Annotated in this window: 29 protein-coding genes and 1 pseudogene; 16 read left to right on the top strand and 14 right to left on the bottom strand. The window is 67.3% G+C overall.

Annotated elements, in window-relative coordinates:
* Positions 1-50: 50 nt before the first annotated feature.
* Positions 51-242 (bottom strand): hypothetical protein, encoded by a 192-nt coding sequence (locus FCU40_RS05405; protein WP_168073336.1) that lies wholly within the window; start codon positions 240-242, stop codon positions 51-53.
* On the opposite strand from FCU40_RS05405, the gene FCU40_RS05400 reads away from it, so the two are divergent.
* A complete protein-coding gene (locus tag FCU40_RS05400) occupies positions 150-731 on the top strand; it encodes a PadR family transcriptional regulator (RefSeq protein ID WP_168073435.1) in 582 nt (193 codons plus the stop codon). The genes FCU40_RS05405 and FCU40_RS05400 overlap by 93 nt on opposite strands.
* Positions 732-744: 13 nt before the next feature.
* Complete coding sequence (locus FCU40_RS05395; protein ID WP_168073433.1) at positions 745-1,080, top strand: DUF2218 domain-containing protein; 336 nt, start codon at positions 745-747, stop codon at positions 1,078-1,080.
* A gap of 23 nt (positions 1,081-1,103) precedes the next feature.
* On the opposite strand, the gene FCU40_RS05390 is transcribed toward FCU40_RS05395, so the two are convergent.
* From FCU40_RS05390 to FCU40_RS05380, 3 genes and pseudogenes are all read right to left on the bottom strand, one after another.
* Positions 1,104-2,189, bottom strand: a complete 1,086-nt coding sequence (locus FCU40_RS05390) for a GNAT family N-acetyltransferase (RefSeq protein ID WP_168073431.1) — start codon at positions 2,187-2,189, stop codon at positions 1,104-1,106.
* Between the two features lie 100 nt (positions 2,190-2,289).
* Entirely contained in the window at positions 2,290-4,473 is a 2,184-nt protein-coding gene (locus FCU40_RS05385) for a prolyl oligopeptidase family protein (RefSeq protein WP_168073429.1), read from the bottom strand.
* Positions 4,474-6,683 (bottom strand): annotated as a pseudogene (locus tag FCU40_RS05380) (prolyl oligopeptidase family serine peptidase).
* Between the two features lie 14 nt (positions 6,684-6,697).
* On the opposite strand from FCU40_RS05380, the gene dapF reads away from it, so the two are divergent.
* Genes dapF through FCU40_RS05355 form a run of 5 tightly spaced genes read left to right on the top strand, consistent with a single transcriptional unit; the run spans position 6,698 to position 10,032 of the window.
* A complete protein-coding gene (dapF, locus tag FCU40_RS05375) occupies positions 6,698-7,552 on the top strand; it encodes a diaminopimelate epimerase (RefSeq protein WP_168073425.1) in 855 nt (284 codons plus the stop codon).
* Between the two features lie 3 nt (positions 7,553-7,555).
* Entirely contained in the window at positions 7,556-8,887 is a 1,332-nt protein-coding gene (gene mtaB, locus FCU40_RS05370; protein WP_168073423.1) for a tRNA (N(6)-L-threonylcarbamoyladenosine(37)-C(2))-methylthiotransferase MtaB, read from the top strand.
* Positions 8,884-9,315 carry a GFA family protein gene (locus tag FCU40_RS05365; RefSeq protein WP_168073421.1) on the top strand — a complete coding sequence of 144 codons (432 nt, stop codon included), beginning with the start codon at positions 8,884-8,886 and terminating at the stop codon, positions 9,313-9,315. Before mtaB ends, FCU40_RS05365 begins: the two co-directional genes overlap by 4 nt.
* A 46-nt stretch (positions 9,316-9,361) precedes the next feature.
* Entirely contained in the window at positions 9,362-9,655 is a 294-nt protein-coding gene (locus FCU40_RS05360) for a type II toxin-antitoxin system HigB family toxin (protein WP_168073420.1), read from the top strand.
* A complete protein-coding gene (locus FCU40_RS05355; RefSeq protein WP_168073418.1) occupies positions 9,655-10,032 on the top strand; it encodes a helix-turn-helix domain-containing protein in 378 nt (125 codons plus the stop codon). Before FCU40_RS05360 ends, FCU40_RS05355 begins: the two co-directional genes overlap by 1 nt.
* A 6-nt stretch (positions 10,033-10,038) precedes the next feature.
* Here the strand turns inward: FCU40_RS05355 and FCU40_RS05350 are convergent, their stop codons facing one another.
* Positions 10,039-10,677, bottom strand: a complete 639-nt coding sequence (locus FCU40_RS05350) for a trimeric intracellular cation channel family protein (protein ID WP_168073416.1) — start codon at positions 10,675-10,677, stop codon at positions 10,039-10,041.
* A 91-nt stretch (positions 10,678-10,768) separates the two neighbouring features.
* Between FCU40_RS05350 and ftsY the strand changes: the two genes are divergently transcribed.
* The 3 genes from ftsY to FCU40_RS05335 all read left to right on the top strand — a co-directional run bounded on the left by ftsY (position 10,769) and on the right by FCU40_RS05335 (position 12,981).
* Positions 10,769-11,710 carry a signal recognition particle-docking protein FtsY gene (ftsY, locus tag FCU40_RS05345; RefSeq protein WP_168073415.1) on the top strand — a complete coding sequence of 314 codons (942 nt, stop codon included), beginning with the start codon at positions 10,769-10,771 and terminating at the stop codon, positions 11,708-11,710.
* Between the two features lie 3 nt (positions 11,711-11,713).
* Positions 11,714-12,325, top strand: coding sequence for an inner membrane-spanning protein YciB (locus tag FCU40_RS05340; RefSeq protein ID WP_168073413.1), 612 nt, complete (start codon positions 11,714-11,716; stop codon positions 12,323-12,325).
* Between the two features lie 95 nt (positions 12,326-12,420).
* A complete protein-coding gene (locus tag FCU40_RS05335) occupies positions 12,421-12,981 on the top strand; it encodes a MarR family winged helix-turn-helix transcriptional regulator (RefSeq protein ID WP_168073412.1) in 561 nt (186 codons plus the stop codon).
* A 142-nt stretch (positions 12,982-13,123) separates the two neighbouring features.
* Here FCU40_RS05335 and FCU40_RS05330 read toward each other — a convergent pair whose 3' ends face one another.
* A complete protein-coding gene (locus tag FCU40_RS05330) occupies positions 13,124-13,399 on the bottom strand; it encodes a hypothetical protein (RefSeq protein ID WP_168073411.1) in 276 nt (91 codons plus the stop codon).
* 105 nt (positions 13,400-13,504) lie between these two features.
* Between FCU40_RS05330 and FCU40_RS05325 the strand changes: the two genes are divergently transcribed.
* On the top strand, positions 13,505-13,885 hold the full coding sequence (locus tag FCU40_RS05325; protein WP_168073409.1) for a hypothetical protein: 381 nt from the start codon (positions 13,505-13,507) through the stop codon (positions 13,883-13,885).
* A gap of 120 nt (positions 13,886-14,005) precedes the next feature.
* Here the strand turns inward: FCU40_RS05325 and FCU40_RS05320 are convergent, their stop codons facing one another.
* The 4 genes from FCU40_RS05320 to FCU40_RS05305 form a co-directional block, all read right to left on the bottom strand.
* Positions 14,006-14,518 carry a DsbE family thiol:disulfide interchange protein gene (locus FCU40_RS05320; protein WP_004617320.1) on the bottom strand — a complete coding sequence of 171 codons (513 nt, stop codon included), beginning with the start codon at positions 14,516-14,518 and terminating at the stop codon, positions 14,006-14,008.
* Complete coding sequence (gene ccmD / locus FCU40_RS05315; protein ID WP_004617317.1) at positions 14,515-14,682, bottom strand: heme exporter protein CcmD; 168 nt, start codon at positions 14,680-14,682, stop codon at positions 14,515-14,517. Before ccmD ends, FCU40_RS05320 begins: the two co-directional genes overlap by 4 nt.
* The gene (ccmC, locus tag FCU40_RS05310; protein WP_168073407.1) at positions 14,679-15,422 is read right to left on the bottom strand and encodes a heme ABC transporter permease CcmC; all 744 of its coding nucleotides are present in this window, start codon (positions 15,420-15,422) and stop codon (positions 14,679-14,681) included. Before ccmC ends, ccmD begins: the two co-directional genes overlap by 4 nt.
* A 107-nt stretch (positions 15,423-15,529) precedes the next feature.
* A complete protein-coding gene (locus FCU40_RS05305; protein WP_168073397.1) occupies positions 15,530-16,117 on the bottom strand; it encodes a Spy/CpxP family protein refolding chaperone in 588 nt (195 codons plus the stop codon).
* A gap of 235 nt (positions 16,118-16,352) precedes the next feature.
* Here FCU40_RS05305 and FCU40_RS05300 point away from each other — a divergent pair, with 235 nt between their 5' ends.
* Entirely contained in the window at positions 16,353-17,246 is an 894-nt protein-coding gene (locus tag FCU40_RS05300) for a DMT family transporter (protein WP_168073395.1), read from the top strand.
* Positions 17,247-17,259: 13 nt separating this feature from the next.
* Here FCU40_RS05300 and ccmB read toward each other — a convergent pair whose 3' ends face one another.
* Both ccmB and ccmA read right to left on the bottom strand, forming a co-directional pair.
* A complete protein-coding gene (gene ccmB / locus FCU40_RS05295) occupies positions 17,260-17,925 on the bottom strand; it encodes a heme exporter protein CcmB (RefSeq protein WP_168073393.1) in 666 nt (221 codons plus the stop codon).
* Positions 17,922-18,536, bottom strand: coding sequence for a heme ABC exporter ATP-binding protein CcmA (gene ccmA / locus FCU40_RS05290; protein WP_168073391.1), 615 nt, complete (start codon positions 18,534-18,536; stop codon positions 17,922-17,924). Before ccmA ends, ccmB begins: the two co-directional genes overlap by 4 nt.
* A 183-nt stretch (positions 18,537-18,719) precedes the next feature.
* On the opposite strand from ccmA, the gene acnA reads away from it, so the two are divergent.
* The 3 genes from acnA to FCU40_RS05275 all read left to right on the top strand — a co-directional run bounded on the left by acnA (position 18,720) and on the right by FCU40_RS05275 (position 23,290).
* The gene (acnA, locus tag FCU40_RS05285) at positions 18,720-21,407 is read left to right on the top strand and encodes an aconitate hydratase AcnA (RefSeq protein WP_004617306.1); all 2,688 of its coding nucleotides are present in this window, start codon (positions 18,720-18,722) and stop codon (positions 21,405-21,407) included.
* 168 nt (positions 21,408-21,575) lie between these two features.
* Entirely contained in the window at positions 21,576-22,346 is a 771-nt protein-coding gene (locus FCU40_RS05280) for a DUF1223 domain-containing protein (protein WP_168073389.1), read from the top strand.
* Positions 22,347-22,954: 608 nt separating this feature from the next.
* Complete coding sequence (locus tag FCU40_RS05275; protein ID WP_004617302.1) at positions 22,955-23,290, top strand: DUF2794 domain-containing protein; 336 nt, start codon at positions 22,955-22,957, stop codon at positions 23,288-23,290.
* A gap of 25 nt (positions 23,291-23,315) precedes the next feature.
* Here FCU40_RS05275 and FCU40_RS05270 read toward each other — a convergent pair whose 3' ends face one another.
* Together FCU40_RS05270 and FCU40_RS05265 are read right to left on the bottom strand one after the other, a co-directional pair.
* Positions 23,316-23,633 carry a hypothetical protein gene (locus FCU40_RS05270; protein WP_168073387.1) on the bottom strand — a complete coding sequence of 106 codons (318 nt, stop codon included), beginning with the start codon at positions 23,631-23,633 and terminating at the stop codon, positions 23,316-23,318.
* Between the two features lie 188 nt (positions 23,634-23,821).
* Entirely contained in the window at positions 23,822-24,571 is a 750-nt protein-coding gene (locus tag FCU40_RS05265) for a Bax inhibitor-1/YccA family protein (protein ID WP_004617298.1), read from the bottom strand.
* Positions 24,572-24,762: 191 nt separating this feature from the next.
* Between FCU40_RS05265 and FCU40_RS05260 the strand changes: the two genes are divergently transcribed.
* Positions 24,763-25,815, top strand: a complete 1,053-nt coding sequence (locus tag FCU40_RS05260; protein ID WP_004617296.1) for an aldo/keto reductase — start codon at positions 24,763-24,765, stop codon at positions 25,813-25,815.
* The last annotated feature ends 12 nt before the right edge of the window (positions 25,816-25,827 follow it).

Below are 25,827 nucleotides of genomic sequence, written 5' to 3'. Positions count from 1 at the left end.
GTCGCCACTTGAACCTCTGAATCCGAAACGCGGCGGAAATCGGTCGGAGCCTACCCGATGTTATCAGATATATCGGAATAGCTCTTGACGGTCGCGATTTTCGATATATCTAGCATTTCGATATAACGAAACCGCATCGGAGTATGCACATGTTTGGACGACACCATCATCATCGCGGCCGCTGGGACGGTCATGGGGGCGAGCACCACGGTCGCCACCCGTTCGGCGGAATGCACGGTCATCACCATGGTCCGCGCGGCCGAGGCGGCCGCATGGGTCGCTTTTTCGACCACGGCGACTTGCGCTTCGTGGTCCTCAAGCTGATCGCCGAAAAGCCCAGCCACGGCTACGAGCTGATCAAGGCGATCGAGACCGCCGCCGGCGGCGCCTATAGCCCCAGCCCCGGCGTGGTCTATCCGACTCTCACCCTGCTCGAAGAGCTGGGCTACGTGGTCGCCAGCGACGCGGGCGGCGGCAAGAAGCTCTACACGATCACGCCGGAAGGCGAGGCCTTCCTAGCCAGCAACGAGCAGCCGGTGCGCTCCCTGTTCGAGCGCATGGCAGAGGCGGCTTCGGCCAGCGCGGCGTTCTCGCCGCAGATCCTGCGCGCCCGCGAAAACCTGAAGACGGCTCTACGGCTCAAGCTGCATGGCGGCCAACTGAGCGCCGAGCAGATCGCGGCCATCGCCAAGGCGTTGGACGACGCGGCGGCGGCCATCGAGACCATCTAAGAAGGGAAAGCCCATGGAAAGCCACGCCCGCGTCATCACGGACAAGGCGAGCCGCTACATGGTCCAACTGGCCAAGCATTGGAGTCACAAGTTCGAGGTCCGTTACGACGAGACCTCGGCCTTCTTTCCGCTGCCGCTGGGGACCTGTCGCATGAACGCCCACCCGGACGGCTTGGACATCACCATCGAGGCGATCAACCTCGAAGGCTTGGCCCGACTGGAAGATGTGGTGGCCAGGCACCTGGACCGCTTCGCCTTCCGCGAGGGCGAGCTGAAATACGGCTGGACCCGCGCTTGGGCGGCCGGGGATCTCGACCCCAAGGCCATCCGCCTGAACGCGGTCCACTGACCGCCGACGGCTCTCCCGCGGCTCTAGTGAAGGCCGCGGAGAAGGTCGATGCGCCGCATGGCCTTGCCGGGGATCTCGGAGACGCGGCCCAGCGGCAGGGCCTCGACCATCTGGCGCACGCCATAGGCCGCATGGCGCACCAGGGTCGGCACCGAGGGCGCGCCGAGAAAGCCGAACACCACCTTTTGCTGGGCGTTGGACAGCTCGCGCTTGAAACGATAGTCGCCGGTGCCGAGATCGAGGCGCATGTACGGCGTGCCGTCCATGCTCTTCAGAATGTCCTGGAACAGCATCAGGCCCGGCGAATAGCGCTCCAAGTCCGGATTGTGGGCGATCAGCCAGCCGTGGATCGTGTGCTCGCCGCGCAGGTGCAGATGGACTGCGGCCAGTCGCTCGCCCAGATGCAGAGTGTAGAGACCGCCGCCGAAGTCGGGCTCCCGCCGCTCGAACAGGTGGTCCAGCAGTCTGTTGACCCACGGCGTCTGGAAGAGGTCGGTCTGGTGGGTCAGCAGCAGTTGAACCCGCTTCCAGGCGACCAGCTGGTCAAAGGCCGCCCGACTTTGCGACATGGCGGTGAAGTGGCAGGGGCCGACCTCGCGCTCGGCCTTGCGACGCTTCTTGTCGATGTCCTTCAGCACGCCGACGCCGGCGGCCTTGCGTTCGGCCGCGTAGGCTTCATAGCCCTCCGGGGTCTCGACGACCCAGCTGTCGGTCTGGCCGCGGCCGTGGCGCGCCAGGGTCACGTCGTCGGCCAGCATGTGGCAGAAATCGATGCGATGGGCGCCCAGGGCCGACAGCAGCTCGCGCGGGTTCATGGTCACGCCGGGCGCGGTGACCAGGGCCTGATAGTCGCACATCGGCGCGCCGACGGGCATGGCCACATCTTGGCGGACCCGAGCGGGCAGGAAGCCCACCGCCTGGCCGCTGGCGTCGCGCTGGATGGCGATCTTGACCTCGCCGCCCTTCTCCGCCTGGGCCTTGGCCACGGCCAGGGCCCAGTGGGGCGACAGGAACGGCGAGTCCAGGCGGGTCTGGCCGCGCTGAAGTTCCGCCCACCGCGCGACGTCCGAGGACGAGAGATCCAGGGCCTTGACGACTTCGATGGGCAAGGGACGCCACCCCGAGGAAAGAAACGGCGACATATTGCCGCCGATAGCTTTCCTTAACGTTGACGATGCGCCGTTCCGTCGAACGCCGTGTCGTCTATGTTCAATCCATCAGCTTTCGCGTCAGGTAAACGTACTCCAGGGCCTGGCGACGAGCGGTCTCGGCCAGGTTGGCGCTGGCCGCGTGGCCGCCATCGACGTTCTCGTAATAGAGCACCGGATAGCCGAGAGCCTCGAGCCGAGCCGCCGCCTTGCGCGCGTGGGCCGGGTGGACGCGGTCGTCCTTGGTCGAGGTCTCGATGAACACCTCGGGGTATTTCTTCCCGGCCTTCAGGTTCGAATAGGGGTCGTACTTGGCGATCACGGCGCGTTCCGACGGGATGGCCGGGTCGCCATATTCGCCCACCCAAGAGGCGCCGGCCCCGATCTGGCTGTAGCGGATCATGTCGAACAACGGCACCTGGATGACGATGGCGTTGTAAAGTTCCGGCCGCTGGGTCAGGGCGACGCCCATCAAGAGGCCGCCGTTGCTGCCGCCCATGATTCCCAGCCGCCGAGGCGAGGTGATCTTGCGGGCGACGAGGTCCTCCGACACCGCGAAGAAGTCGTCATAGACCTTCTGACGATTGGCCTTCAGCCCGGCCTCGTGCCAGGCCGGACCGAACTCGCCCCCGCCGCGGATATTGGCCACGACATAGGTCCCGCCGCGCTCCAGCCACAGCTTGCCCATCACGCCCGAATAGCCGGGCGTCATCGGCACCTGAAAGCCGCCATAGGCGTAGAGCAGCGTGGGGGCCGATCCGTCATACTTCACGTTCTTGGGCCGGACGACGAAGTAGGGGATCTTGGTTCCGTCGGTGCTGACAGCCTCGAACTGCTCGACCACATGGGTCGAGGCGTCGAAACGGGCCGGCGAGGCCTTGACCTGCTCAAGCTTTCCCGTGGCGGCGTCGGCCAGCCAGTAGGTCGTTGGGGCCAGATAGCCCGTGACGCTGACGAACAGCCGGTCGTCCTTGTCCGAGGCCGAGCCCAGGCCAATGCTGGAATTGGCCGGCAGATCCAGCTTTCGCTGCGTCCAGCCCTTGTTTCCAAGGTCGAAGACCAGGGCCGCGCCCTTCACGTTGTCCAGAAGGCCGACGACCAGCTTATCGCGCGTGCTGGTCACCGACTCCACCGACTGGCGCGCCGTCGGGCGGAACACCAGCATCGGCCTGGCCCCGACCGGCTTGCCGTCGCCCAGGCTGGCCAAGGCGTCTGCGGTCAGCGGATCGATGTTGTATTCGAAGAGGTCGCCGGTCTTCAGGCCTTGCTCGGGCCAGTCCTGCTCCAGCAGCACGATCAGTCGGCCGTTGACGAAGGTCTGGATCGAGCACTTGGCGGGCAGGGGCAGCTTGGCCGCGCCCTTCGCCGTGATCAGATAGTGCTCGCTCTCGAAGAAGGTCACGCCGCGATGGGCGATGACGCCCATCACCTGGCCGTCCGGATCGCGCAGGACGTAAGGGCTGACCGAGACATCGGTCTCCTGGCCGCGATAGACCTCGCGGGCCTGATCCAGGCTCTCGCCACGCTTCAGGGTCTTCAGCACGTAGGCATAGCCCGACTTGGTCATCTCGCCCGGCTTCCACTCACGGGCAACCAGCAGGGTGTCCTTGTCCAGCCAGCTGTAGTTCTGCTTGCCCTCTGGCAGGACGAAGCCGCCGGGAACGAAGGCCTTGGTCGTGGTGTCGAACTCGCGGACCGTGACCGCGTCCTTGCCGCCGTTGGACAGGGTGACCAAGCAGCGCGTCTCGTCGGGCGGCAGGCAGCTGGCGCCCTTGAACACCCAGTTGGCGCTCTCGGCCTTTGACAGGGCGTCGATGTCGAGGATCGTCTCCCAGGTCGGTTCGGCCGTCCGGTAGCTCTCCAGCGTCGTCCGGCGCCAGAGGCCGCGCACGTGGTCGGCGTCCTGCCAGAAATTGGTGAGCGACCCATCGCCGGAGAAGGACACGCCAGGCACGCGGTCCTTGGCGTTGAGGATGGCCAGGGCCTTGGCTTCCAGGTCGGCGTAACGCTTATCGCCTTGAAGCACCGGCAGGGTCCGGGCGTTCTGGGCCTTGGCCCAGTCGAGCGCGCGGGTCCCCTCGATCTCCTCCATCCAGAGGTAGGGATCGTCCTTGCCCAGCTCATTCAATGGCGTGCGGACTTCGGCGGGCTTGGCGTTGTCGGCGGCGATCGCGGGGGTCAGGGTCATCAGGCCAGTCGAAGCAAGGGTCGTGGAGGCGAAGAGGGCGGTCAGGAACTTACGCATCTAGTGATCCATCAGCTGGCGCGACAGGTAGGTGTAGTGCAGCGCCCAGCGGCGGGCGTTGGCCTTGGGGTCCGCGCCATTGGCGTGACCGCCGTCGGTGTTCTCGAAATAGAGATGGTCGACCTTCAGGTCGTCCAGGCGCGCGGCGAACTTGCGAGCGTGGCCAGGGTGGACGCGGTCGTCCTTGGTCGAGGTGGTGATGTAGGCCAGCGGATATTTCACGCCGGCTTTGAGGTTCTGATAGGGGCTGTACTTCTCGATCCAGGCTCGCTCGGCCGGAATGGCCGGGTCGCCGTACTCGCCGATCCACGAGGCCCCGGCGGGCAGCCGGGTGTAGCGGATCATGTCCAGCAGGGGGCTTTCGACCACCACCGCGTTCCACAGGTCTGGACGCTCGGTCAGGGCCACGCCCATCAGGAGGCCGCCGTTCGAGCGGCCATAGGCGCCCAGATGACGCGGCGAGGTCGCCTTGTCGGCGATCAGCTTTTCGGCCACGGCGAAATAGTCGTCATAGGCCCGCTGGCGATTGACCTTCAGCGCCGCCTCGTGCCAGCCCGGCCCGAACTCGCCGCCGCCCCGGATATTGGCCACCGCATAGGCGCCGCCGCGCTCCAGCCATAGTTTGCCGATCAGCGGGTCATAGACCGGCAGCTTGGACAGGTTGAAGCCGCCATAGGCGTGCAGCAGGGTCGGGTTCTGGCCATCCAGCTTCCAGCCCTTCTTGTGGACCAGGAAGTAGGGGATTTGGGTTCCATCCTTCGAGGTCGCCGACTTCTGCTCGACGACCAGGTTCGCGGCGTCGAACTGAGCGGGCAGGGCCTTGACGGTCTCGGAAGCGCCGGTCGCCGCGTCGGCGAGGCGCAGAGTGGTCGGGGTGGTGAAGCCCTCGACCGAATAAAACATTTCATCGCCCTCGTCGGCGTGTGAGCCGAGCGAGACCGAGGCGTTGGCCAGGCCAGGCAAAACGGCGCGGACCCAGGTCCCGCCGGTTGGCTTGAAGACCGCCACCTCGCCGCGGACATTGTCGTAGATGGCCATCGCCACCGCATGGTCTGTGACCGCGACCTGGTCGACCGACTGGCGCGGCCCGGGCGAAAAGATCACCTCACCGGCGGTCGCCGTGGGGCCGACCGCGACGACATCGCCCGCCTTGGCGCCAAGACCGTCCTCCAGAACCCGAAGGATCAGACGGCCGTCCAGCAGACCGGCGATCTGGGCCTTCTGGGGGATGGGCAGGCGATAGGCGCGCTCACCATTCCATAGATAGGTTTCATCGTTGAAAAAGTCGGTTGCGCGGGTCAGCAGCACCACTCGCGCGCCGCTAGCGTCACGCAGAACCTCCGGTCGCACCGAGACGTCGCTTTTCTGCCCCCGATAGACCTCCACCGCCTGGTCCAGGGCCTGGCCGCGCTTCAGCGTCTTGATCACGAAGCCGTAGCCGCTGTCGGTGGTCGTGCCCGGACCCCAGTCGCGGGTCAGGATCAGGGTGTCGGGATCCAGCCACTCGATGGTCTGCTTGCTCTCGGGCAGCACGAAGCCGCCCGCCGCCGGATCGACGAAGGCCTTTGTGGTCAGGTCGAACTCGCGCACCGTGACGGCGTCCTTGCCGCCGTTCGACAGGTTCATCAGGCACCGGTCGTGGGTCTTGGGCCGGCAGTCGGTGCCTTTCCAGATCCAGTTCTTGCCCTCGGCCGCGGCCAGGGCGTCGAGATCGATCACCGTCTCCCACTGCGGATCGGCCGACTTGTAGGATTCCAGGCTCGTTCGCCGCCAGACGCCGCGCACGTGGGTCTGGTCCTGCCAGAAGTTGAACACCGTCCGACCGATGAAATCCGGCGTGGCGATGCGGTCGCGACTCGACAGGATCTTCAGCGCGTCGGCTTGCAGGCCCTGGAAGCGCGGATCGCCGGACAGGACCGGCAAGGTCTTGTCGTTCTGGGCCTTCACCCAGGCCAGGGACGACGGCGTTTCGACGCCTTCCAGGTCGAGATGCGGATCATTGGCCTGGGCGCGCGCGGCGCCGGACGCGAGAAGAGCGAGGGCCAGGGCGGCGACGGAGCCGTTACGAAACGTGAGCATGGTCGGGGACGGTAGCGGACATTCGTTCGCGCGCCAGTGGCTTTCACGCGGTTCGCCGTCCCCAAACGATCGATGCCGAGCGCGAACACGTCCGCGTCGCCGCGTCCCCTGACTTGGCGCGGCTTTTCCACTATATAGCCCGGCCATGAGCCGCACCTTCCTGAAGATGAACGGGCTCGGCAACGACTTCGTCGTCATCGAGACCGCCACCCAGACCTTCGAGCCGACCCCGGAGCAGATCCGCGCGATCGCCAAGCGTGGGGATGGTGGAATCGGCTGCGATCAGGTGATCGCCATCGACCCGCCGCGCGCCGAGGGCGCCTCGGCCTATGTGCGGTTCTGGAACGCGGACGGCGATCCGGCCGGGGCCTGCGGCAATGGAACCCGCTGCGTGGCGTGGCTGCTGATGCGGTCGGCCGGCAAGACGGCCGTGGCGTTCGACACCGTGGCGGGCCGCCTGTCGGGCCTCGCGGCCGGCGAGATGCTGGTGACGGTCGACATGGGCCGGCCGGGCCTGGACTGGACCCAGATTCCGCTGTCCGAGGAGATGAACACCGAGCGCGTCGAGTTGCAGGTCGGTCCGATCGACGCGCCGTGGGTGCATACGCCGGTCTGTGTCTCGATGGGCAATCCGCACGTCGTGTTCTTCGTCGACGCGCCCGTCTCGGACGAGTTCGCCACCAAGACCGGCAGCCTCGTCGAGCACCACCCGCTGTTCCCGGAAGGCGTCAATGTCGGCTTCGCCCACATCGCCGCGCGTGATCATATCCAGCTGAAGGTCTGGGAGCGCGGGGCGGGCCTCACCGCCGCCTGCGGCACCGGCGCCTGCGCCGCCCAGGTCGCCGCCGTGCGGCGCGGCCTGACCGATCGCCGGGCCAAGGTCGAGTTCGAGCGCGGCGCCCTCACCATCGAATGGCGCGAAAGCGACGGCCACGTGATCATGACCGGTCCGGTCAGCATGGACTTCGTCGGCAAGCTGCCCGAGGCCTTGGCGGCCTAGCTCATGGCCTCCTACACCGTCATCAAGGCCACGCCGAAGCCCAGGCCCGAAGCCGGCGAGGAGGGCGGACCGGCGACCACGCTGTCCGGTCCGGACGGCGTCGACGTCGTCACTTTCGGCTGCCGGCTGAACGCCTATGAGAGCGAGGCCATGCGCGCCCGCGCCGCCGCCGACGGCCTGTCGGACGCGGTGGTGTTCAACACCTGCGCCGTGACCAACGAAGCCGTGCGCCAGGCGCGCCAAGCGATCCGCAAGGCCCGCCGCGAACGGCCGGGCGCGCGGATCATCGTCACCGGCTGCGCCGCCCAGGTCGATCCCGCCGCCTTCGCCGCCATGCCCGAGGTCGACCTGGTGCTGGGCAACGCCGAGAAGGCCGCGCCGGGCGCCCTGATCGAGACGACCGCCCGCGTGCGGGTCAATGACATCATGTCGGTCAAGGAAACCGCCGGCCATCTGATCGACGGCCTGAAGGACCGCGCCCGGGCCTATGTCGAGGTCCAGAACGGCTGCGACCACCGCTGCACCTTCTGCATCATTCCCTATGGCCGGGGAAACTCGCGTTCGGCCCCGGCCGGCGAGGTGGTCGAGCAGGTGCGCAAGCTGGCCGCCGAGGGCTATCGCGAGGTGGTGCTGACCGGCGTCGATGTCACCTCCTGGGGCGCGGACCTGCCGGGCCAGCCGACCCTGGGCCAGCTGGTCGGGCGGATCCTGCGCATGGTCCCCGACCTGCCGCGTCTGCGCCTGTCGTCGATCGACGCGGCCGAGATCGATCCCGATCTCTTCAGGCTGCTGGAGACCGAGTCGCGCCTGATGCCGTACCTGCACCTGTCCCTTCAGGCCGGCGACAATCTGATTCTGAAGCGGATGAAGCGTCGTCACAGCCGCGAGGACGCCCTGAAGCTGGTGGCCGAAGTCCGCCGCGTGCGCCCCGACACCGCCTTCGGCGCCGACCTGATCGCCGGCTTTCCGACCGAGAGCGACGAGGCCTTCGAGAACACCCTGCGGCTGGTCGAGGAGGCCGGCCTGGCCTTCCTGCATGTCTTTCCCTACAGCGCCCGTCCCGGCACGCCCGCCGCGCGGATGCCGCCGGTGAAGGGACCGCTGATCAAGGAGCGCGCCCGCCGCCTGCGCGAGGCCGGCCAGGCCGGTCTCGAGCGTCATCTCCAGCGCCAGATCGGCCGGGTCCTGTCGGGCCTGGTGGAGCGCGAGGGCGTCGCCCGGGCCGAGGACTTCACCGAGATCCGCTTCACGGGCGACGCGCCGTTGGGCGAGATCGTCGCCTTCACGGTCACCGGCCACGACGGCGCGCGCGTGCTGGCGGAACTGGCGCCGTGACTCTGTCCGGCGGCTGCCAGTGCGGCGCGGTGCGGTTCCGGGTCGAGGGCGAACCCCAGCGCGCGTCGATCTGTTGGTGCCGCATGTGTCAGAAGGCGTTCGGCGGCCCGTTCGGGGCGCTCGTGACGGTCGAGGTCGCCGCCCTGACCTGGACGCGCGGACAACGCGCGACTTTCCAGAGTTCCGACAAGATCCGGCGCGGATTCTGCGCCGCGTGCGGCACGCCCGTGACCTTCGAGTGGAGCGATGACCGGATCGACCTGGCGGTGTTCGCCTTCGACGATCCGTCCGCCGTCGAGCCCGTCGTCCAGCTGGTCGTCGAGCGTCGTCCAGCCTGGATGGAGCATCTGGCCGACCTTCCCGTCCGTCCGCCGCTGGGGCCGACGGAGACGGTGATCAGCCGACAGCACCCGGATCGAGACGTCTGATCCGAGGCGGATTGTTCCAGATTTGGGAACGTGCTAGGCTTTCGCCGTGAATGTCGTCACCAAGCGAGCCCTGCAAGCCTTCTGGACGGCGCATCCGAACGCCAGAAGCCCGCTCGTCGCTTGGTACGACCATGTCAGGGCCGCTGAATGGCTGACGCCGCAGGACATCAAGAACGATTTCCGTATCGCCGATTTCATGGGCGACAACCGGGTCATCTTCGATATCGGCGGCAACAACTATCGCTTGGTTGTGCGGGTCTCCTACACCTTCAAGCAGGTTTTGGTGAAGTTCGTCGGAACGCACGCCGACTATGACAAGATCGATCCGGAGACGGTGTAATGGCGATCGACATCAAGATCATTCGCGACGAGGCCGGCTATCAATCGGCCCTGGCGGAATTCGAAACCTTCTTCGACAAGGAACCTGAAGCGGGCAGCGACGAGGGTGATCGCTTCGAGCTTCTGGGCCTGCTGCTCGCCAAGTACGAGGAGGAGCGTTTTCCGATGCCGACCGCCGCGCCGGCGGAAGCGATTCGCTTCGCCATGGATCGTCTTGGCTTGGGTCAGTCGGATCTGGCCGAGCTCTTGGGATCGCGATCGCGGGCGTCGGAAATCCTGAGAGGGCGTCGTGGCCCAACGCTGCCGCAGATCCGGCTTTTGTCGAAGGCCTGGAACATTCCGGTGCGGGCTTTGATCGGCGAGGTCGCCGCGGCCTGACGCCCGCTATTCGGCCTCGTCCTCGCCCGCGAAGCCCGGCAGGCTCCAGCCGAATTTGAGCGCGGCGGCGCGCAGGCCGAACGCGGCGACGAAGCCGGCGAGGCCGGCGGGCCAGAAGGCGACGCCCAGAAGCTTCAGCACCGCGAACACCGACGCGCCCAGCAGCGCGGCGGTGATGTAGATTTCCCGGCGCAGCAGCAGGTTCGGCTCCTCGGCCAGGACGTCCCGGATCACGCCGCCGAAGGCGGTGGTCAGGACGCCCATGACCACGGCGCTGAACGGGTGGACGCCCAGCCCCAGGGCCTTGGCGGTGCCGACCACGGCGTAGGCGGCCATCCCCAGGGCGTCCAGCCAAAGCAACGCCCGGAAACGCCACCCGCGCTTGCCCAGCAACCAGACCAGGGCCGCCGCCGCCAGGCAGGCCAGGATGTAGCCGGGGCGCTGCACCCAGAAGACCGGCGCGCCGATCAGCAGGTCGCGAAGCGTCCCGCCGCCCACGCCGGTGATCGCGGCGAAGAATCCGAAGGTGATGATGTCGTGCTTGCGTCGCGCGGCCGCGAGGGCGCCCGTTGCCCCGAAAACGGCCACGGCGGCGTAGTCGAGCCAGAAAAGGGCCGTTCCCAAAGGGTCAAGCTGCACGTCCATGCCCCTTCATGACACGCCGGTCCGCCACGCGCTAACCATCCGCCGTTAAATCCCGATTTACACTTTCGCCCGTTCGACTAAAGGGGCGCGGATGAGCGACAAGCCCGAGCAGAAAAAAGGCTGGTTCCAGCGCCTGACGTCGGGCCTGGCCCGGTCGTCCCAGCAGATGACCGACCAGGTTACGGGGGTCTTCACCAAGAAGCCTCTCGACCAGGAACAGTTGGACGCCCTCGAGGAGATGCTGATCGAGGCCGATCTGGGCCCCGACATCGCCGGCCGCATCGCCGAGGCGTTCGGCAAGGCGCGCTTTGGCAAGTCGTCCACCGACGCCGAGGTCAAGGAGGCCCTGGCCGAGCTGATCGCCGCCGAGCTGGCCGACCGCCAGGGCAGCTTCGATCCACTGGGCGGCCCGCGCCCCTATGTCGTGCTGTTCATCGGCGTCAACGGCTCGGGCAAGACCACCACCCTGGGCAAGATCGCCGCCGACCTGACCGAGAAGGGCGCGCGCGTGCTGATCGCCGCCGGCGACACTTTCCGCGCGGCCGCCGTCGAGCAGTTGAAGGTCTGGGCCGACCGAGCCGGCGCCGACTTCATGTCCAAGCCGACCGGCTCGGACGCCGCCGCCCTGGCCTATGAGGCCGTCGAGCGCGCCAAGGCCGAGCATTACGACGTCGTGCTGATCGACACCGCCGGCCGCCTGCAGAACAAGCAGGGCCTGATGGACGAACTGCTCAAGGTCATCCGTGTGGTGAAGAAGGTCGATCCGGACTATCCGCACGAAACCCTGCTAGTCCTTGACGCCACCGTGGGCCGCAACGCCCTGGCCCAGGAGAAGATCTTCGGCAACCAGGTCGGCGTCTCCGGGATTGTCATGACCAAGCTGGACGGCACCGCGCGCGGCGGGGTGCTGGTGCCCGTGGCGCGCGCCTCCGACAGCCCGATCAAGCTGATCGGCGTCGGCGAGGGCGTGGAAGACCTGCAACCGTTCGACGCGCGCGCGTTCTCGCGCTCCCTCGTCGGCCTGAAGGACTGATCCGTGAGCGAAGCGGCTGAGACGGCTTCCAAGAACAACAACGGCTGGGTCCGGACGGTCGTCGACTATGGCGCGGCCCTGGCCTTCGGCGCGGCCTATTTCATCACCAAGGATTTCCAGAAGGCGACCTGGGTGCTGGTGGCCGCCTCCGCCGCCGCCCTGATCATCGGCTTCGCGGTCGAGCGCCGCCTGGCGCTGATGCCGCTGTTCTTCGGGGCGATGGCCCTGGTGTTCGGGACCCTGGGCCTGATCTTCCACTCCGACGTGTTCGTGAAAATCAAGGTGACGGTGATCAACCTGGCCCTGGCCGCCTTCCTGTTCGGCGGCGTGCTGACCGGTCGCCAGCCGCTGAAGCTGGTGATGGGCGAGGCCTTGCGCATGGACGAGGCGGCCTGGAAGACCCTGACCCTCCGCTACGGGATCTATTTCGCGGTGGTCGCGGCGTTGAACGAGATCGTCCGGAATACGCAGGACACCGACACCTGGGTGAAGTTCCGCCTGGGCCTGCTGCCGCTGGCCCTGGTGTTCGTCGCCACCCAGGTGCCCTTCATCATGAAGCACATGGCCAAGGCCGACGAGACGGCCGCGGTCGAGCCGCCGGATGCGGGTTTCTAGGCCGTCCACGGACCGTCTGTCGTCAAATCGACGTGTATCGGTGCTAGGATTCGTCCGTCGGCCGAGCACGGCCGTGCGAACAGGGGGCGCGAGGCATGGCCAAGACCAAGGGTGAAAAGGCGACCGGGGGCGCGCTGGAGCGCTCGCCCAGCCACCTGCTGCACCGGGTCCTGCAGCTCGCGCTCGACATCTACGCCGAAGAGTGCGGTGAGGCGGGGGTCACCCAGCGCCAGTTCGCCGTGCTGGCCGCGGTGGCCGAGAACGAAGGGGTCACACAGACGGCCCTGGTTCGCGCCACCGGCATCGACCGCTCGACCCTGGCCGACATGGTCGCCCGGATGATCACCAAGGGCCATCTGGAGCGTCAGCGCTCCAGCGAGGACGCTCGCGCCAACAGCGTGCGCCTGACCGAGGCCGGTCGTGAAGCGCTCGAAGCCATCCGTCCGATGGTGGCGATGGCTGACGCCCGCATCCTGGCCCTGCTGAAGCCGGGCAAGCGCGAGGGCTTCCTCGACCTTCTGTCCGACATGGCCGGCTCCGACCTGCACCCGGTCGAGCCGGAGCCCAAGCCCAAGAAGCTGAAGGCGCCGAAGGCCGAGAAGCCGAAGAAGGACAAGAAGCCCAAGAAGGACAAGGCCGCCAAGAAGGCCGCCTAGAGCCTCGCGCGTCAAAACGGTATCGTTTTGACACGATAACGAGGCTCTAAATCAAATACTTAGAGCATGACGCGCGCCGAAACCGGTTCCCACTTTCGGCGTCACGCTCTAGTCGTCTTCCGCTCGCGGGGGCGGGAAGGGCTTAAACCAGGATATTCAGCAAGGATCCCGGCCGCAGGATCTTCTGCGGCTGCGCGTCCGGCTGGACGAAGGGCTTCGGCGGCGCCTGTCGCTGCTGGGGCTGGGCCATGGTCTGCATCTGCACCGTCGAGGGCGCGGCGGCCGGCCGGGCCGAGGTCGCGTCGCCCAGCGCCGCCTGAAAGAAGGCCGCGCGCGTCTGAGCGCCGGCGCCGCTGGCGGGCGCGGTCGCGGGCTTGGACGGGACGGACGGCCAACCGGCGGGACGGACGTTGCTCATGACTTGACGTCTAACATGGTTAACGAAGGGTCGGCGAGTATGGTCAACGCCGCGTTAACGCGATAGCTCCGCGACCGGTGAGCGCACCCTTTGTTTGGAGTTCCCGTGAGCAGGCAAAAGATCGTCTTCCTGGCCGTGCTGGTTATCGTCGGCCTGTTCATCGCCTCGATCGTGGCCTCGATGTTCCCGGCCAAGCGGAGCCTGCCCAACGGCTACCAGATGCTGGTGGCGGACAAGGGCGAGACTTGGCTGCGGTCGCCGGACCGCCAGACGCTGCTGACGGACGTGACGTCGGTGTGGTCCTCGGCGGATCGGATGGTGGTCGAGAGCCGGACGCTTAACGGCGTGTCGCATCAGTATGGCCCATGCGACTATCAGGTTGTGGTGGGGCGAGGGTCCCCGCACGCCGCTTCGAAGGACGAGGCCTTGGCCATGATCCCCGGCATGAAGCGCGAAGCTGTGTCGCCCCACACCTGCGTTCGCTAGAGCGCGTTAGGTTTAGGTGTGAGCGGCTAAGCCGCTCAAGCGCGTTCTAAATACTTGAATTTAGAGCCTGTTTATCCGCTTCGAATGATTCCATTTGAAGCGGACTGGCTCAAGGTGGCGTCAGCGCGCCTTCCTCAGCAGGTCCTCGGCCGCGTCGGGCGTCAGCGGGCCTGTATGCTTGGCTATGATCACGCCGTCCGAGCCGACCAGATAGGTCTCGGGAACGCCGGTGACGCCGAACTCCAGCCCCGCGCGGCCGTCGCGGTCGACGAGGCGCGCCGCGAAGGGGTCGCCCAGGCGGCCGATGAAGGCCTGGGTGTTGGCCGGGGCGTCCTTGTAGGCGATGCCGACGATCTTCACGCCCTGGGCCTTCAGCGCCATCAGCTGAGGATGCTCGACCTCGCACGGGGCGCACCAGGAGGCGAAGAAATTGACCAGGATCGGCCCGTCCGAGGGCGCGCGGATCGGGGTCGCCGTCCCGGTCGCCAACTCGGGCAGCGACAGGGCCGGCATCGGCTTGCCGACCAGGGCGTGCGGCTGGACATGCGGATCGCGCCGCAGCGCATAGCCGGCGAACAGGATCGCGAGGGCGATCAGGATCAGCAGCGGAGCGAAGGCCAGCCAGCGCTTCATGGGACTTGCGCGTCCAGTTCGGCCTGGCGGCGCTCGGCTTCCTTCCGCCAACGCCGGGAGAAGGCCAGGCTGTCGAGGATCAGCCAGGCGAAGCCGACAGCCGAGATGGCGAAGGCCGGCCAGAGATAGATCGCGTACTTGCCGGCGTCGAAATCGAAGCTCATCGCGGGCGCTCCGCCAGTTTCAGGGCCAGACCCCGAGCCTTGCGCCGCCAGACGAGAGCCCGGATGCGCACCAGCCAAAGCGCGCCGAACGCGCCCAGATAGGCGAGGCCCATCAAGAGCGCTGGCCAGGCATAGACCGCCGGCAGGCCATTGCCCTGCTTGGCCATGAAGGTCGAGGAGCCCTGGTGCAGGGTGTTCCACCACTCGACCGAGAACTTGACGATCGGCAGGTTGATCAGACCAACCAGGGCCAGGATGGCGGAGGCGCGTCCGGCCTTCTGCTCGTCCTCGAGCGCGCCGCGCAGGGCCATGTAGCCAAGATAGAACAGCAGCAGCACCAGCACCGAGGTCAGGCGCGCGTCCCACACCCACCAGGTTCCCCACATCGGCTTGCCCCACAGCGAGCCGGTGATAAGAGCCAGGGCGGTATAGACCGCGCCGATGGGGGCGCAGGCCTGGGCGGCGAGATCGGCCAGGGCCTGGCGGAAGACCAGGGCGAGGAAGCTGGCCACGCCCAGGCAAAGATAGATGAACAGCGAGATGGAGGCGGCCGGAATGTGGATGAACATCATCCGCACGGTGTCGCCCTGCTGGTAATCCTCGGGCACGAGGAAGGTCAGGGCCAGGCCCACGACGCCGGCGATGCTGGCCAAGGCGCCCAGCAGCGGCGCGGCCCATCGCGAGAAGGCCATGAACCGCTCGGGATTGATCAGGAAATCGAACGTGTGACGCGCGTCCATGACCGCTGATTAGAGCGGTGAAACGGCGGCGGCAATGGCCGTATGGCTACGGAGGCGAAGAAGGAGCGGCGCGTGCAGGCGCGCCGCTCCATCCCGCTCGGTCGAGGTCAGCCGACCTTGCGTTGCGGAGGGGCCTTGTCGCCGCCGTGGAACAAGGGCGCGCCGCGGGTCTCGAAACGACGGATGATGACGTGGTCGCCCATCCCGCCTTCCAGATCGAGCGCGTCGAAAGCCTTTTGCTGGCTCGGCGAGAGGGCGTTGTAGAAGGCGCGCGTGGCGGCGATGCGCTTCTCCATGGCCTCGGCCATCTTGCTCATGCGGTCCAGGCGATCCAGCGTGGTCGGCGGCTTGCGATCGGCTGGCTCGATCTTGCCGCCGGCATCGGGGCCGTCCTCCTTGCGGACGTGCTCGAACTTCGGCGTGGTCGCGTCGACATAGGCCTTGAGCGCGCCGTCCTGGTCGGCGCGCAGCTGCAGAACATCGCGCAGGCGCTGAGCGCGCTTTTCGGGATCGGGGGCGTGATGGTGCATGAGGCCCATGCCGGGGCCCCCGGCCATCATGGCCTCCATCGGGGGCAGGGGCGGCGGCGGGACGGGCGGCGCCGGAGGGGCGGGAACCTGGGCCAGGGCGACGCCGCCGGCCAGGACAGTGACGGCGGCGCCCGCGAGCGCCAGACGGGAAAGCGTTTTACGCATGGTCGTGAGCTCCGTGTTGGTGCGGGGAAGAGCTTGGCCACGCCGATATGGCGCGAAAATGTCCGCGTTCATGAACAATGTTACAGGTTTGCTCTGGCGGCGAGACAGGCGCGGGGTTGCGTCGTCTGCGCCGGGCGTTATGTCAGCTTCCAGTTCCGGGACAGACCAAGGTCCAAACGCCGCGCGGTCCGCCGCGGGGTGACCCGGCCGAATGATTCAACGGCGCGGGGCCTGAATGAAATCGATCGCCTTTCTCGCCCTGGCCGTGGCGGGCGTCTGCTGGGGGCTGGGCTTTCCCACCGGCAAGCTGATCCTGACCGAGACCGACGCGGCCCACATGGTGCTGTTGCGGTTCATCGTCGCCGCGCTCGCCGCCGCGCCGTTCGCCCTGCGCTCGCCAGAGGTCCGCGCCCTGTTCAAGTCTCCGGTCGTGCTGCTGTCCGGGGTGCTCTACGGCGTCGCCTTCATGGTCCAGTTCGAGGGGCTGGCCCATGTCAGCGTCACGGTCGCTGCCCTGCTGGTCGGGGCGATGCCGGCCTTGATCGCCGTCAGCGCCAAGGTGTTGGGCGAGAAGGTCACGCCGGCTTCCTGGGCCGGGGTTGCCGCGGCCACCTTGGGCGCCGCCCTGATCGCCGGCAAGCCGGACGGCGCCAGCAGCCCGCTGGGCGTGGCCCTGTCGATCGGCGCCCTCTTCCTGTTCCTGGCTTGGCTGTTGGTTCTGCGAAAGGCGCCCAAGGCGCCGAACGCCATGGCCATTCCGGCGGTGTCGATCATCGTGGCCGCCGCCGCCGTCCTGCCGATCGCCTTCCTGATGCACGGCCCGCCGAAGTTGAACCTCAGCGCGCCGGTCTGGGCCGGAATCCTGGCCCAGGGCGTGCTGGCCACCTTGCTGGCCACGGCGGCCTGGCAGTTCGGCGCGGCGCGGGTCGGCGCGGCCAGCGCCGGAGTGTTCATCAACATCGAGCCGTTGATCGGCGCGGCCTGCGGCGTGCTGCTGTTCGGCGATCGTCTGACGCCGTTCTTGCTGGCCGGCGGCTGTCTGATCATCGGCGGCAGCCTGGCGGTCGTGCTGGGCGAGAAGCACGCCGCGCCGGGCGAGCTCCAGGCGACCGTCGCCCCGACGCCGTAGAGCTCGCCGGACCCTAATCCAACGCGTTGCGACAGGCCGCCGCCATGGCCAGCGGCGACAACGCCACCGCGCCGACGCAATAGGCCAGCAGCAGCAGCAGGCCGCCGGTCCACGGCAGGCCGGCGCCGTAGCCGTCCAGCGCCCCGGCGCCGAAGATCACTGGCGGGGCGAACAACGGCAGGACGATCACCGCCACCAGCAGGCCGCCGCGTTTGCTGCCCAGGGCCAGAGCCGCGCCCAGCCCGCCGAGGAAGGCGAAGGCGAGACCGCCGGCCAGGGCGCATAGCACCAGCAGCGGCATGACCTTCGGCTCGGCGCCCAGCATCATGGCCGCGATGGGCGCCGCCAGGGCCAAGGGCGCGCCGCTCGCCAGCCATTGCGCCAGGCACTTGGCCACCGCGACGGCCTCGAGCGGCGCTGGACCCAGGGCCAGCAGGTCCAAGGTTCCGTCCTCGTAATCGCGCTCGAACAGGCGCTCGAGCGACAGAAGAGCGGCCAAGGCCAGGGCCAGCCAGGCGATGCCCGGCGCGATGGCGGCCAGGCGCTCGGGCGCGCGGCCGGACGCCATCGGCAGCAGCACGACGACGCAGGCGTAGAAAGTCAGGGCCAGCAGCGGGCCGCCGCCCCGGCCCCAGGCCAGGGCCAGTTCGCGCCGGAGAAGAACGCCGAACGCCTTCATTGGCCGATCTCCACGGAACTTGCGGGGATCGGCAAGGGATCGTGCACCGAGGCCAGGATCATCCCGCCAGCGGCCAGATGCTCGGCCATCACCGCGCCGAACGCCTTGCGCTGAGCTGCGTCCAGCGGGGCCATGGGCTCGTCCAGCAACCACAGCGATCGGGGGCTGGCGGCCAGTCGCGCCAGGGCGAGGCGCCGCCGCTGCCCGGCCGACAGCCGGCGGACCTCCAGGTCCAGCAGGCGCGGCAGATCGAAGCGCTGGGCGGCCGCGCGGGCGGACTCCTCGGTCCCGCCGGTCCATAGGGTCTGGAAGCGCAGTTCCTCCCAGGCCGTGCGGCTGGACTTCAGACCGTCCTGGTGGCCCAGCATGTGCAACTGCTCGGCGCGCGCCGTGTCGGCCTCGATCGGCCCCTCGGCGGTCTCGAAGGCGATCGAGCCCTCGGCCGGGCGCAGCAGGCCGGCGACCGCGCGCAGCAGGCTGGTCTTGCCGGCGCCGTTGCGTCCGACCAGGACCGCCGCCTCGCCCGCCCGCAAGGTCAGATTCAGGCCCGAGAACAGCCGCCGCTCGCCGCGCGAAATGGCCAGTTCCTGAATGAGAACAGCTCTCAACACGCCAAGACCCCGCGCGCGACATGGACGTTGCTTTCCAGCGGCGCTAAGAAGCGCGCGGTCGTCCCCCTCCAGTCGTTTTGGGTGGTACGCGGCGCGGAGGCGGAACCTGTGTGTCCCCTTCGATCAGCGCGTGATCCCGGGAGTGGTTTTCGGGCGACCGTGGACAGAGAAGGAATCCCCATAATGGCGTCTGTGGACAGCCTCAAAGCCCGCCGCGAGCTTTCGGTCGGCGGCAAGTCGTACGTCTATTACAGCCTTCGCGCCGCCGAGGAAGCCGGTCTGGCCGGAACTTCGTCGTTGCCGGTCTCGATGAAGGTGCTTCTGGAGAACCTGCTGCGCAACGAGGACGGCGTCTCGGTTAACGAGGACGACCTCAAGGCCGTGGCGGCCTGGCTGCAGAACAAGGGCAGCGTCGAGCACGAAATCAGCTTCCGCCCGGCGCGGGTGCTGATGCAGGATTTCACCGGCGTTCCCGCCGTCGTCGACCTGGCCGCCATGCGCGACGCCATGGTCGCCCTGGGCGCCAACCCGGCCAAGATCAACCCGCTGAACCCGGTCGACCTCGTCATCGACCACTCGGTGATGGTCGACAACTTCGGTAATCCCAAGGCCTATGACGACAACGTCAAGCGCGAGTACGAGCGCAACATCGAGCGCTATCGCTTCCTGCGCTGGGGTTCGTCGGCGTTCAACAACTTCCGCGTCGTGCCGCCCGGCACCGGCATCTGCCACCAGGTGAACCTGGAGTATCTCGCTCAGACGGTCTGGACCAACGAGGTCGACGGCGCCGAAGTCGCCTATCCCGACACCGTCGTCGGCACCGACAGCCACACCACCATGGTCAATGGCCTGTCGGTCCTGGGCTGGGGCGTGGGCGGCATCGAGGCCGAGGCCGCGATGCTGGGCCAGCCGATCCCGATGCTGATCCCGGAGGTCATCGGCTTCAAGCTGACCGGCGCCCTGCCGGAAGGCGCGACGGCCACCGACCTGGTGCTGACCGTCACCCAGATGCTGCGCAAGAAGGGCGTGGTCGGCAAGTTCGTCGAATTCTACGGCGACGCCCTGGCCAACCTGACCCTGGAAGACCAGGCGACCATCGCCAACATGGCGCCGGAATACGGCGCCACCTGCGGCTTCTTCCCGATCTCGGCCGCCACCGTGGCCTTCCTGAAGGGCACCGGCCGCACGGCCGAGCGCGTCGCGCTGGTCGAGGCCTACGCCAAGGAACAGGGCCTGTGGTGGGAGCCCGGCGTCGCCGAGCCGACCTTCACGGACACCCTGGAGCTCGACCTGTCGACCGTTCAGCCGTCGCTGGCCGGTCCCAAGCGTCCTCAGGACCGCGTTCTGCTGGCCGAAGCCGCCGCCAAGTTCGCCGAATCGCTGACGGGTGAATTCGGCAAGGCCGAGCACCCCGAGCTGCGCGCCCCCGTCGAGGGTGAAAACTTCGACGTCGGTCACGGCGACGTGGTCATCGCGGCCATCACCTCGTGCACCAACACCTCGAACCCGTCGGTCTTGATCGCCGCCGGCCTGCTGGCCAAGAACGCGGTCGCCAAGGGCCTGAAGACCAAGCCGTGGGTGAAGACCTCGCTGGCCCCCGGCTCGCAGGTGGTTACCGACTACCTGGCCAAGGCCGGTCTGACCAAGCACCTCGACGCCCTGGGCTTCAATCTGGTCGGCTACGGCTGCACCACCTGCATCGGCAACTCCGGCCCGCTGCCGGAAGCCATCAGCAAGACGATCAACGACAACGATCTGGTCGCCTGCTCGGTGCTGTCGGGCAACCGCAACTTCGAAGGCCGCGTGAACCCGGACGTCCGCGCCAACTATCTGGCCTCGCCGCCGCTGGTGGTGGCCTACGCCCTGGCCGGCAGCCTGAAGATCGACCTGGCCACCCAGCCGATCGGCCAGGACAAGAAGGGCAACGACGTCTACCTGAAGGACATCTGGCCCTCGAACGAGGACATCGCCGCCCTGCAGCGCAAGGCGATCAACGAGAAGATGTTCGCCAGCCGCTACGGCGATGTCTTCAAGGGCGACAAGAACTGGCAGGGCATCAAGGTGACCGGCGGCCAGACCTACGCCTGGGAAGCCGATTCCACCTACGTTCAGAACCCGCCTTACTTCCCGAACATGTCGATGACGCCGGCCCCGGTGACCGACATCGTGGAGGCTCGGATCCTGGCCGTGTTCGGCGACTCGATCACCACCGACCACATCAGCCCGGCCGGCTCGATCAAGACCTCCAGCCCGGCCGGCAAGTTCCTGATCGACCACGGCGTCCAGCCGGTGGACTTCAACGGCTACGGCGCTCGTCGCGGCAACCACCAGGTGATGATGCGCGGCACGTTCGCCAACATCCGGATTCGCAACAAGATCACGCCGGACATCGAAGGCGGCGTGACCAAGCACTTCCCGACCGGCGAAGTGATGCCGATCTACGACGCGGCGATGAAGTACCAGGAAGAAGGCCGTCCGGCGGTCGTCTTCGGCGGCAAGGAATACGGCACCGGCAGCTCGCGTGACTGGGCCGCCAAGGGCACCAAGCTCTTGGGCGTCCGCGCGGTGATCTGCGAAAGCTTCGAGCGCATCCACCGTTCGAACTTGGTCGGCATGGGCGTGCTGCCGCTGCAATTCGTGCAGGACGGCTGGCAGAAGCTGGAGCTGACCGGCGAGGAGATCGTCTCGATCCGCGGCCTCACCGACCTGGCGCCGCGCAAGCAGCTGATCGTCGAGCTCTATCGCCCGACGGACGGCCGCATCGCCCGCTTCCCGGTGCGTTGCCGCATCGATACGCCGACCGAGCTGGAATACTTCAAGAACGGCGGCGTCCTGAACTACGTGCTGCGCAACTTGGCCAAGGCCGACTAAGCGCGGGCGTCAGACGCCAAACAAAGGCGGCCGGCTTCTTCGCGGAGCCGGCCGTTTTCATTCCGAAAGCGGCTGACAACGATGTCGCGCCGTTTTCTCCCGCGGACCATCGCCCTTCACGGCCTCGTGAACGGCTATCTGGAGCGTTCTTGGCTTAAGTGACCCGCAATGCGTAAGGCCGTCCTCTCCCTGCTTTGCCTGGCCCTGTCCGGCGTCACGGTTCCCGCCGCCTGGGCCCAACCCGCGAAGGGAACGGCGTCCAAGGGCGCGGCCGCGAAGGTCGTTCCGGCCCACGCCAGGGCGCCTGTGGTGGTCGAGCTGTTCACGGCCCAGGGCTGCTCGTCCTGCGGCAAGGCCAATCAGCTGGCGGCGGATTTGGCCCAGCGCGACGGCGTGCTGGCCCTGACCTATTCGGTGGACTACTGGGACTATCTCGGCTGGAAGGACACCTTCGCCAAGCCGATCTTCGCCGAACGCCAACGCGCCTACGCCAAGAAGTTCGCCCTGCGCGACGTGCCGACTCCCCAAATGGTGGTGGGCGGCCGCGTCCAGGCTTCGGGGACTAAGGCCGAGGCCGTCGAGGATCTGATCAAGTCCACCGCCAAGACGCCGCTCAAGGCGCCGGACATGCAGCGGCTGGGCGTCAACCGCGTCGCGGTGGGCGCGGGCGCGGTTCCGCGCGGCGGGGCCGAGGTCTGGCTGGTGCGATACGATCCGCGCGAGCAGGACATCGCCGTCAAGCGCGGCGACAATAAGGGTCAGACCCTGGTCCACCGCAACGTGGTGCGTGAACTGGTCAGGCTGGGGCCCTGGGCGGGCAAGCCCAAGCTCTATCGGCTGCCGGCGGCTTCGGACGCCGACCTCTCGACCGTCATCCTGTTGCAGGGCGCCAAGGGCGGCCGGATCCTGGGCGTCCTGGCGCCGCCCGTCGAGCATTAGGCTTTCAAGCCAGCGCCTCGCCAGAGCGAGCCGCGCGATGCTCCAGACATGCAAAAACCCGCACGGCGGGAGGGGGGAGGCCGTGCGGGTTCCTTTCGCATGTCGACGATGACGTCCGTGACCGGGCGGGCTGGGGGGGCTGGACAGGAGCCCGGTCCGTCTTCGTCGACACTGTTGTTATCGACCCTCAACCGGGCGAGGGATCGACCAAACCGAGGTCGTTTCGGGGCGGGTCGTGGCCAAGATACGGCGGCTTGGCCGTTGCTTCCCATTCTTCGCGCCAACGAAAAAGCCCGCGCGGTGGGGGGAAATCCGCGCGGGCCTCTTAGGGGAGGGGATATGGAGTTTGTCGGCTGACCGGCCCGCGATCTGGGGGGCTGGGGGGGCTGTTCAGGATCCTGGACCACAGGGTGTCCGATCAGCCGACATTGGTGTTATCGACCCCTAAACAGGCGGGCGAAGGACCGAAATAAGGTCGTTTCGGGGCGACCATTGCCGGCGCGTGTCATTTCTGGTCCCCGTGACCGCGGGGACACGGATCGGCGCATCCTGGCCCCAATCTCGGTGCGCGCTGTTCCAATCGTCCGATTTGGGACTAGATTCGACGCATGGCCCTGGACACCCAGCCCACGCCTCCGGTCGGGGGCGTCGTCTTTTTCGAGCGTCGCGAGCTGGACCAGCTGATGCGGCTCTACGGCCGAATGGTCGCGGCCGGGGAATGGCGCGACTACGGCATCGCCGGACTTTCGGACAGCGCTGTGTTTTCCATCTTCCGGCACGCGGCGGAGGCGCCGCTCTATCGTGTCGAGAAGCGTCCGGCCTTGGCGCGAAAGCAGGGCGCCTGGGCGGTGATCGGCCAGGGCGGCCAGATCCTAAAGCGCGGCCACGAGCTGACTCAGGTGCTGAGGGTGTTCGAGAAGGGCAAGTTCTCGGTCGTCGACTAAACGCTCAAGCTGAACTTGACGCGCTCTAGAACGAGAACCCCAGCTTGGCCCCGACGAAACGGCCCTCGGTGTTATAGCCCCGCGCCTTGCCCAGACCGCTGTCGTCGGCGCTGGGCTGAATGCCGCAAAGAACGCCGACGCCGCCCGAGACGCCGCCGGCGCTCCGTTCGATGGCCGTGCGGGCCACGCCGCGCGGCAGGGGCGCGGGGGCTTGGGCGTAGCGCAGCGGAACCGGTGAGATCGGCTTCGATAGCTCAGGGCGCAGGGACAGCATCGGAAGGGCGGGCGGCGCCTCGACGGCGGGCGCGGCGGCGGCGAGCAGGGCCAGGGTCTCGATCAGCATCATGTCCTCGTCAGTCCCCAGGGCTCCAATCTGGGCTCGCGCCTCCGCCGCGTCGAGACGTCGGCGAAGAAAAAGCCCCGGTGGTTTCCCACCGGAGCTCCATCGTCGGGAACCTCGACCGGCTCTAAACTTTTGATTTAGAGACCTTTTTATCCGATCTGATGGGATCAATCAGATCGGAACGGGCTCTAGCGGCGATTGCCCATGATGCTGAGCAGGAATTGGAAGAGGTTGATGAAGTTGATGTACAGCTGCAGCGCGCCGAAGTTGGTGGCCACGCCCTGGGCGACGGTGTCGCCGCCGATGGCGTAGTAAGTCATCTTCAGGCGCTGGGTGTCGTAGGCGATCAGGCCCGCGAAGATCAGCACGCCCAGGATGTTGACCATGAACATCAGCGTCCCGCTGTGCAGGAACATGTTGACGATCGAAGCGATCAGCAGGCCCCACACGCCCATGATCAGGAAGCTGCCGAAGCCGGTCAGGTCCTTCTTGGTCGTGTAGCCCACCAGGCTGAGGCCGCCGAACGCCGCCGCCGTCACGAAGAAGGTCGAAGCGACCGACTCGCCCGTGTAGCGCAGGAAGACCGTGCCCAGCGAAGCGCCGATCAGGGTGACGATCGTCCAATAGAGCGCGCCCGCCGTCTGAGGCGTCGGGTTCCGCAGCGCGAAACCGGCGATCAGCAGCAGCACGATGGGGGCGAAGGCCACGACCATGTACAGCGGGGTCAGGCCGACCAGAACGCCGCCCTGAGTGATAAACATCAGGTCGCGCACGGCCGGGACCGACGAGGTCACGTAGGCCAAGGCCCCGGACAGGACGAGACCCAGCGCCACCTTGTTGTAGACGCCGAGCATGAATTTGCGCAGGCCGGCGTCAACCGACATGTCGGCGCGATCCGCCGGGATCGAGCGCGCATAGCCGCGGTTGAAGTCGTTCATCGAATAAGCCCTTGAGCTAGGCGTCCACCATGGACGCGTCCTGAATATCGGTTGTCGCGAGCGTGCGCGCAATCCCTGGCGAAAAAGTGTTCATGGTATGCATTCGTCAAAACGAACGCCTGTTCGCCCCGGCTTGCGGGGAGCCATCCGCCGCCCTTACAAAGCTTGCCAAAGAGCACGAGGGGACGTCGATGGAATACGCCAAGCTGGGTCGCACGGACGTGTCCGTGTCGCGTTGCTGCCTGGGGACCATGACCTGGGGATCGCAGAACAGCGAGGCCGAGGCCCACGAGCAGATGGACTACGCGCTGTCGCGCGGGGTGACGTTCTGGGACACGGCGGAAATGTATTCCAGCCCGCCCAATCCGGAGACCCAGGGACGGACGGAGTCCTATATCGGCACGTGGCTGGAAAAGACCGGCAAGCGGCATGAGATCGTGTTGGCCTCCAAGGTCGCCGGGCGCGGCTCGGCTTTCGGCGGCCTGACCTGGATGCGCAAGGATGGGGCGACGACCCGCCAGACCCGCGCCCAGATCGACGAGGCCGTCGAGGGTTCGCTGAAGCGACTGAAGACCGACTATCTGGACCTCTATCAACTGCACTGGCCCGACCGGCCGGTGCGGGTGTTCGGCGGCCAAGTCTTCAAGGACTACGAGCAGGATTACGAGCGCTTCGGCGATATCCTCGAGGCGCTGGACGCCCACGTGAAGAAGGGCTCCATCCGCCATGTCGGCGTTTCGAACGAGTTCCCGTGGGGCGTGATGCGCTTCCTGTCCGAGAGCGAAACCCGGGGTCTGCCGCGGATCGCCTCGATCCAGAACGCCTATCACCTGGCCAATCGCACCTTCGAATACGGGCTGGCCGAGATCGCCATGCGCGAGCAGGTGGGTCTGCTGGCCTATTCGCCGCTGGCCCAGGGGCAGCTGACCGGAAAGTACCTGGACGGCGCCGCCCCCGAGGGCTCGCGCAAGGCGCTTTACAACCGGATGCAGCGCTACGAGGGGCCCGGCGCGCTGGAAGCCTTCCGCGCCTATGTCGATCTGGCCAAGGCGAACGGCCTCGACCCGGCCCAGCTGGCCCTGAAGTTCTGCGACGCGCGCCCGTTCGTGACGGCCACGATCATCGGCGCCACCTCGATGGCTCAGTTGAAGACCGACATCGACGCCTTCGACCTCAACTGGACCGACGAGCTGGAGACGGCCGTCAACGCGATCCACGCCCGCCACCCCAATCCCTGCCCGTAGGCGTTCAAGTCG

The sequence above is a fragment of the Caulobacter sp. SSI4214 genome (assembly GCF_012184455.1).
GTDB classification, from domain to species: Bacteria; Pseudomonadota; Alphaproteobacteria; order Caulobacterales; family Caulobacteraceae; genus Caulobacter; species Caulobacter vibrioides_E.
The sequence above is the reverse complement of the archived record's forward strand: the minus strand, read 5'-3'. Positions and strand labels throughout refer to the sequence as shown.

Coding starts and splice junctions, on each gene's coding strand:
- FCU40_RS05335 (WP_168073412.1), top strand. CDS start 12,421: ATGGCCAAGACCAAGGGTGAAAAGGCGACCGGGGGCGCGCTGGAGCGC.
- FCU40_RS05300 (WP_168073395.1), top strand. CDS start 16,353: ATGAAATCGATCGCCTTTCTCGCCCTGGCCGTGGCGGGCGTCTGCTGG.
- FCU40_RS05280 (WP_168073389.1), top strand. CDS start 21,576: ATGCGTAAGGCCGTCCTCTCCCTGCTTTGCCTGGCCCTGTCCGGCGTC.
- FCU40_RS05355 (WP_168073418.1), top strand. CDS start 9,655: ATGGCGATCGACATCAAGATCATTCGCGACGAGGCCGGCTATCAATCG.
- mtaB (WP_168073423.1), top strand. CDS start 7,556: ATGGCCTCCTACACCGTCATCAAGGCCACGCCGAAGCCCAGGCCCGAA.
- acnA (WP_004617306.1), top strand. CDS start 18,720: ATGGCGTCTGTGGACAGCCTCAAAGCCCGCCGCGAGCTTTCGGTCGGC.
- FCU40_RS05385 (WP_168073429.1), bottom strand. CDS start 4,473: ATGCGTAAGTTCCTGACCGCCCTCTTCGCCTCCACGACCCTTGCTTCG.
- ftsY (WP_168073415.1), top strand. CDS start 10,769: ATGAGCGACAAGCCCGAGCAGAAAAAAGGCTGGTTCCAGCGCCTGACG.
- FCU40_RS05275 (WP_004617302.1), top strand. CDS start 22,955: ATGGCCCTGGACACCCAGCCCACGCCTCCGGTCGGGGGCGTCGTCTTT.
- ccmB (WP_168073393.1), bottom strand. CDS start 17,925: ATGAAGGCGTTCGGCGTTCTTCTCCGGCGCGAACTGGCCCTGGCCTGG.
- FCU40_RS05330 (WP_168073411.1), bottom strand. CDS start 13,399: ATGAGCAACGTCCGTCCCGCCGGTTGGCCGTCCGTCCCGTCCAAGCCC.
- FCU40_RS05400 (WP_168073435.1), top strand. CDS start 150: ATGTTTGGACGACACCATCATCATCGCGGCCGCTGGGACGGTCATGGG.
- FCU40_RS05350 (WP_168073416.1), bottom strand. CDS start 10,677: ATGGACGTGCAGCTTGACCCTTTGGGAACGGCCCTTTTCTGGCTCGAC.
- FCU40_RS05265 (WP_004617298.1), bottom strand. CDS start 24,571: ATGAACGACTTCAACCGCGGCTATGCGCGCTCGATCCCGGCGGATCGC.
- FCU40_RS05395 (WP_168073433.1), top strand. CDS start 745: ATGGAAAGCCACGCCCGCGTCATCACGGACAAGGCGAGCCGCTACATG.
- FCU40_RS05270 (WP_168073387.1), bottom strand. CDS start 23,633: ATGCTGATCGAGACCCTGGCCCTGCTCGCCGCCGCCGCGCCCGCCGTC.
- FCU40_RS05305 (WP_168073397.1), bottom strand. CDS start 16,117: ATGCGTAAAACGCTTTCCCGTCTGGCGCTCGCGGGCGCCGCCGTCACT.
- FCU40_RS05260 (WP_004617296.1), top strand. CDS start 24,763: ATGGAATACGCCAAGCTGGGTCGCACGGACGTGTCCGTGTCGCGTTGC.
- dapF (WP_168073425.1), top strand. CDS start 6,698: ATGAGCCGCACCTTCCTGAAGATGAACGGGCTCGGCAACGACTTCGTC.
- ccmC (WP_168073407.1), bottom strand. CDS start 15,422: ATGGACGCGCGTCACACGTTCGATTTCCTGATCAATCCCGAGCGGTTC.
- ccmD (WP_004617317.1), bottom strand. CDS start 14,682: ATGAGCTTCGATTTCGACGCCGGCAAGTACGCGATCTATCTCTGGCCG.
- FCU40_RS05405 (WP_168073336.1), bottom strand. CDS start 242: ATGACCGTGCATTCCGCCGAACGGGTGGCGACCGTGGTGCTCGCCCCC.
- FCU40_RS05320 (WP_004617320.1), bottom strand. CDS start 14,518: ATGAAGCGCTGGCTGGCCTTCGCTCCGCTGCTGATCCTGATCGCCCTC.